The following is a 5,371-nucleotide window of genomic DNA, read 5'->3' as shown; positions in this document are numbered from 1 at the left end:
CTCTTGTAGATCGTCTCCTGCGACACCTCGGCGGCGTCGGCGACCGCCCGGATGGTCAGCTGGGCGTACCCGCCGCGGAGGAGCACCTCGCGGCAGGCGTTGAGGATCGTTGCACGGCGCTGGGCCGCCTGCTGCTGCCGGCGGTCGTTGTCGTACGTCCGACGCTGTGTTGACACGGGTTCAGGCTACGTTACTTTAGATACAGCGCTACTGTATCTGAAAGGTTGAACCGATGGATCCGTCCCACGTCTATCTGCTCGTCGTCACCGGGCTCGCCGTCTACGTCGTCGGCATCTCGCTGATGACGACGCAGGTGAGCTATCCCCTGTACGCGTCGGTGCCGGCGGACGCCTTCGTCGCCTATCACGCGCGGTACAGCCGCCGGATCCAGCCGATCATCATCGCGCCGGGCTTCCCGACGTTCCTGGCCTGCGTCGTGTTCCCGTTCGTGCGGCCGGGCAGCGTCTCCGTCTGGGCGGGGGCGCTGGTCGCAGCCGGCGGCGTCGTCGCCCTCGGCGCGACGCTCAGCACCGCCATCCCGGCGCACGTGCGCCTCCAGCGCGACGGCTTCACGCCCGCGCACTACCGCCGTCTGCGGACCGCCGACGTCATCCGCACCGGCGCCTGCGTGCTCAGCGCCGCGGTGCTGATCGCCTGCTTCCCGGACGCTTTCACGCCTCGCTAGCCGGCCGCCTCAGAAGGGGGCGGGGCCCTGGCCGACCAGCGACATCAGGATCTGCGTGGCGAGGAGTTTGCGGACCCCCGTCACCGCCACCGTGCCGATCTGGTCGTACGGCAACTCCAGCTGCAAGCCGTCCGAGTCGCCGGCGTTACGCAGCTCCGCGCTGGCCTGGTCCGGGCGGAACTTGCCACCCCAGCCCTCCAGGCCGCCGTTGAGGTTGGTGCTGAGCGAGGCCATGCCGGCGACGCGCGTGCCGTCGCTGAGGATCAGCCTTGCCGGGCCGGAATAGGTCGTCATGGTCATCAACCGTATCGGCTCGGCGCTCGGCTCGGACCGGCGCGGTAGCAGACATGAACGGGATTGCGACGCGTCGATGCAAGAGACGGCAGGACTCCGCTCGTCGCTGCAAATGACAGTACTGTTCTTGCAGGATCTTGACGTAGGATTGCGGCCGTGACCAAACGACTGGCGGAAGTTGCGAAGAAGGCCGGGGTCAGCGAGGCGACCGTCTCCCGCGTGCTCAACGGGCGCAGCGGCGTTTCCGAGGCCACCCGCGCCTCCGTGCTGACCGCCCTCGACGTGCTCGGTTACGAGCGGCCCACCAAACTGCGCGGCGAGCGCGGCCGGCTGGTCGGGCTCGTGCTGCCGGAGCTGCAGAACCCGATCTTCCCGGCCCTGGCCGAGGTCGTCACCGCGAGCCTCGCCCAGCGCGGCTTCACCCCGGCGCTGTGCGCCCGCACCATCGGCGGCGTGCCCGAGCGCGACTACATCGAGATGCTGCTCGACCACCAGGTGTCCGGCGTGGTCTTCGCCGGTGGGTCGTACGCACTGGCCGACGCAGAGCACGACCACTACCGCCAGCTGCTCGACCGCCGCATGCCGGTGGTCATGGTCAACGCCGGCGTCGACGGCCTCGGCTTCCCGCACATCTCCACCGACGACGCCGTCGCGGTCGAGCAGGCCTACGGGCATCTGCGGTCGCTCGGTCACGAGCGGATCGGCATGGTGCTCGGGCCGGAGGACCACATGCCGTCGCGCCGCAAGCTGGCCGCCGTCGCCAAGCTCGCCGGGTGGGATCAGCCGGACGAGTGGGTGGAGCGCACCAACTTCTCGATGGAGAGTGCGCGTCTCGCGGCCGGCCGGCTGATCCAGCGCGGCGTGACCGGCATGATCTGCGCCTCCGACGTGCTCGCGCTCGGGTCGATCCGGGCCGCTCGCCGGCTGGGCAAGGACGTGCCGTCGGACGTGTCCGTCGTCGGCTTCGACGACTCGGCGCTGATGACCTGCACCGACCCGCCGCTCACCACGGTGCGTCAGCCGATCGAGATGATGGGCCAGGCGGCGGTGGATCTGCTGGTCAATCAGATCGAGGGCTCCGGGGTGCGCCCGGACGAGTTGCTCTTCGAGCCGGAGCTGGTGGTCCGCAAGACCACCGGCGCCCGCCGGCAGGCCGCCCTCGCCTGACCGCTCACTGCCCCGGTGGGCTGGTGTGCACCGTCGGGTCGCCCTGGACGATCCACACCTGCGGGTGGTCGATCGGCAGGAAGGAACGGTCGCCGCCCGGCTCCCGGGTCGTCGGCACGGTGTCGCCACTGGGCTGGTGCACGATGAAGTTGACCGGCTTGGTGTCGTCGATCAGCCGGATCTCGAACTCCGCCCAGCCGTTCGCGATGCGGGTCGGCGGCAACGGCTTGTCCCAGGCGACCTGCGCGAGGACTGCTGGATCGATGCCGTCGCCCCACAGGTGCAGGCCCCAGCCGTCGTAGTCGCCGGCCGGCCGGTAGTAGCGCAGGGTGGCCGCGGGCAGCTGCGGCCCGGCGTACCGGACCGTGCGGACCGCGCTGGTCACCCGGGTGCCGTCCGGCTGGGCCAGGATCGCGCGGTAGCGGATCTGGGCGCCGGCGGCCAGGTTCAGCGGAGCGAGGTCGTCGAAGACCGTGTACGCGGGCGACGACGCGTCCCGGCCGATCGTGGTCCACCGGCCGCCGTCGATGCTGCGCTCGAACCGGACCACGTGCGTGGCGCGCTCGGGGTCGGCGACCGCCCGCACCTCGACCTTGCCGCGCACGTTGCTGCTCTCGGCCGGCGCCTCGATCGTCAGTGCCGGCGGCGGCACCCGCGTCTGCCTCGGCTGGGAGGCCCGGGTGTGCCCGGCGTTGTCGAGCACCACCGCGCGGTACTGCACGGACTTGCCGGTGGGCAGCCCGGAAACGTCGTGGAAGACGCGGTAGGGCGCCGTGTCGTCGGTGCCGATCGGGGTCCAGCCGCCCCGGCCGGTCTTGGCGTAGAAGGTGACCTCGTTGAACGACGAGCCGGCCACATCGGCCGTCACCTGCATGCGCGACGGGGTCGCGGCGGCCGGCGCCGGGGCGGCCAGCGACACGGCGGGGGCCGCCTTCGACGCGGGGATCCGCCGGGCCGCCTGGTACACCACGGTGGACAGCGGCGGCACGCTCACCGTCAGGCCGCGGCCGGCATCGGTGCGCAGCCGGTCCGGCGCTGCGCCGTACACCCGCCGGAAGTCGCCGTCGCCGACGTAGGTCGGGATCGTGGCGGTCTTGGCCGTCTCGCTGTTGTTCAGCGCGACGACGTACTCGCGTTGCTGGTGGCGGCCGATGCGGGAGAACGCGTAGACGCCGGCCGCCGTGTCGGCGTACCGGTGCTGGTGGGCGCCGTCGCGCAGGGCCGGGTGCTGCTTGGTGAGCGCGGCGAGGTCGCCGATGGTCCGGTAGAGCGGGTGGGTGGTGACGAAGTTGTCCTGCGCGTGGGTGGCGGTGGTGCCGAGCAGGTCGTCGTCGAGGTACTCGGGCACCCGGCTGGCGAACATCGTCTGCCGCGCGTCCTGGTCGCCGCCCGGTCCGGTGAAGCCCTGCTCGTCGCCGTAGTAGATGACCGGGTTGCCGCGCGAGAAGTACATCAGCTCGTGCGCCAGCCGGTCGCGGGCCACCAGCTCGTCCTCGCCGGCGGCCGGGTTGTCGGCCTGCACGAAGCCGCCGATCCGGCCCATGTCGTGGTTGCCGAGGAAGGTCGGCAGCTGGTAGACGTTCGAGTCCGCGTCGGTGTACCAGTCGTCGTCGACGAAGAACCGGCCGAGCGTGTCGGCCGCCTGCCCGCGCGAGGCGTAGTTGCGCGCCGCCTCCTGGAACGGGAAGTCGAGCACCGCCTGCATGCGGTCGGTGGTGGTGAAGTGCGAGGTGAACGACTTGGTGGTGTCGAACACCTCGCCGAACATGAAGAATTCCTTCTTGCCGTGCGCGCGGGCGTACCGCAGGATCTCCGGCCCGAACTGCTGCCAGAACTCGTCGTTGACGTGTTTCATCGTGTCGATGCGGAAGCCGTCGACGCCGAAGTCGGAGATCCAGGTCTTGTAGACGTCGGTCATCCCGCGGACCACCCGCGGGTTCTCGGTGAACAGGTCGTCGAGGCCGAAGAAGTCGCCGTAGAGCGAGTTCTCGCCGACGAAGGTGGTGTCGCCGCGGTTGTGGTAGAGCGTGACGTCGTTGAGCCAGGCCGGGACCTTGAGGTCGCGCTCGGCCGGGTCCAGGACCGGGGTGTACGGGAACGACACGGCCGGGTCCAGCGGTGGGAAGCTCCCCGTCCCGGCGTAGTCGCGGTCGTCGAAGGGCCGGCCGGCGGCGGTGCGGTACGGCTCGACGTCCTTGGAGACGTACGGCTGCCGCGCGCCCTCTTCGTACCCGATCACGTCCGCGGTGTGGTTGGTGATGATGTCGAAGTAGACCTTCATGCCCCGCTGGTGCGCGGCCTCGATCAGCGCCCGCAGATCCTCGTTCGTGCCCAGGTGCGGGTCGATCTGGGTGAAGTCGGTGATCCAGTAACCGTGGTACCCGGCCGACGGCCCGTCCTCGAGCTGCACGGCCTTGTTCTTGAAGCTCGGCGTCAGCCAGATCGAGGTGGTGCCCAGGCCCTGCACGTAGTCGATGCGCCGCAGCAGTCCCTTGAGGTCGCCGCCGTTGTAGAAGCCCTTCTTGACCGGGTCGAACCCGGACACCAGCGGGTCGTCGCCGAGGCCGCCGCGGTCGTTGGCGGTGTCGCCGTTGTCGAAGCGGTCGGCCATGACGAAGTAGAAGTTCTCATCGGTGACCGGCGCGCGCAGCGAATGGCGCCCACCCAGGCCGCCGTCGTGGGCCTGGGCCGGGGAGGCGATCACCCCGCCGCCCAGCACCACTGACAACAGCACCGAAAGACCCCGACGGATCCGCATTGATCCTCCCGAAACGCCCAGCTCAAGCAGGTTACGCAGCGAAAACATTCAACCACGTGATTGGCGGCCGTGGGCATCCATGACACCGTAGGGACGGTCGCATCAAGGGGGGTTCGCATGATTGCCCGGCTCCTGCGATGACGCCGCCGCCGACCACGGACGTCCTCACCCACGGATCGGACGACGCATCGCACCGGCTGTCGCGCCGCACCCTGATCGCGCTCGTCGGGGCCGGCCTCGCGCTGGTTCTGGGATTCTCGGCCTGGCGTCTGTGGCCCGGTCCGCCTCCGGTCTTCGCCCTCGTCGACCTGCAAGGGGTGTACGCGGGAATGGTGCGCTCCGACGGCACCAACGAGGCCTCCGTCATCAACCCCGGCAGCACCACCGCCGAGCCCGGAGACGTCGTGCCGGTCGCCTGTTCGCCGCTGTTCGAGGCGACCGTGCTGAACCGGCCTCCGCGCGAGGCG

Annotated in this window: 6 protein-coding genes; 3 read left to right on the top strand and 3 right to left on the bottom strand. The window is 70.3% G+C overall.

Features of this window, described 5'->3' with window-relative positions; genetic code table 11:
* A partial coding sequence (locus tag AB0M20_RS25615) for a helix-turn-helix domain-containing protein (protein WP_364302294.1) occupies positions 1-176 on the bottom strand: 176 nt, incomplete at its 3' end.
* A 56-nt stretch (positions 177-232) separates the two neighbouring features.
* Between AB0M20_RS25615 and AB0M20_RS25610 the strand changes: the two genes are divergently transcribed.
* Positions 233-685 (top strand): hypothetical protein, encoded by a 453-nt coding sequence (locus AB0M20_RS25610; RefSeq protein ID WP_364302292.1) that lies wholly within the window; start codon positions 233-235, stop codon positions 683-685.
* 9 nt (positions 686-694) lie between these two features.
* Here the strand turns inward: AB0M20_RS25610 and AB0M20_RS25605 are convergent, their stop codons facing one another.
* Positions 695-979 (bottom strand): hypothetical protein, encoded by a 285-nt coding sequence (locus tag AB0M20_RS25605; RefSeq protein WP_364302289.1) that lies wholly within the window; start codon positions 977-979, stop codon positions 695-697.
* A gap of 156 nt (positions 980-1,135) precedes the next feature.
* Between AB0M20_RS25605 and AB0M20_RS25600 the strand changes: the two genes are divergently transcribed.
* Entirely contained in the window at positions 1,136-2,146 is a 1,011-nt protein-coding gene (locus tag AB0M20_RS25600; RefSeq protein WP_364302287.1) for a LacI family DNA-binding transcriptional regulator, read from the top strand.
* Between the two features lie 4 nt (positions 2,147-2,150).
* Here the strand turns inward: AB0M20_RS25600 and AB0M20_RS25595 are convergent, their stop codons facing one another.
* The gene (locus AB0M20_RS25595) at positions 2,151-4,904 is read right to left on the bottom strand and encodes an alpha-amylase family glycosyl hydrolase (protein WP_364302285.1); all 2,754 of its coding nucleotides are present in this window, start codon (positions 4,902-4,904) and stop codon (positions 2,151-2,153) included.
* Positions 4,905-5,041: 137 nt separating this feature from the next.
* Between AB0M20_RS25595 and AB0M20_RS25590 the strand changes: the two genes are divergently transcribed.
* A partial coding sequence (locus AB0M20_RS25590; RefSeq protein ID WP_364302283.1) for a hypothetical protein occupies positions 5,042-5,371 on the top strand: 330 nt, incomplete at its 3' end.

The organism is Actinoplanes sp. NPDC051633 (genome assembly GCF_040681735.1).
Classification (GTDB): Bacteria; Actinomycetota; Actinomycetes; order Mycobacteriales; family Micromonosporaceae; genus Actinoplanes.
This window is presented reverse-complemented; position numbering and strand designations above follow the sequence as displayed.

Bases quoted from the DNA above. Each gene is read 5' to 3' on its own strand.
- AB0M20_RS25605 (WP_364302289.1), bottom strand. From the start codon at position 979: ATGACGACCTATTCCGGCCCGGCAAGGCTGATCCTCAGCGACGGCACG.
- AB0M20_RS25595 (WP_364302285.1), bottom strand. From the start codon at position 4,904: ATGCGGATCCGTCGGGGTCTTTCGGTGCTGTTGTCAGTGGTGCTGGGC.
- AB0M20_RS25610 (WP_364302292.1), top strand. From the start codon at position 233: ATGGATCCGTCCCACGTCTATCTGCTCGTCGTCACCGGGCTCGCCGTC.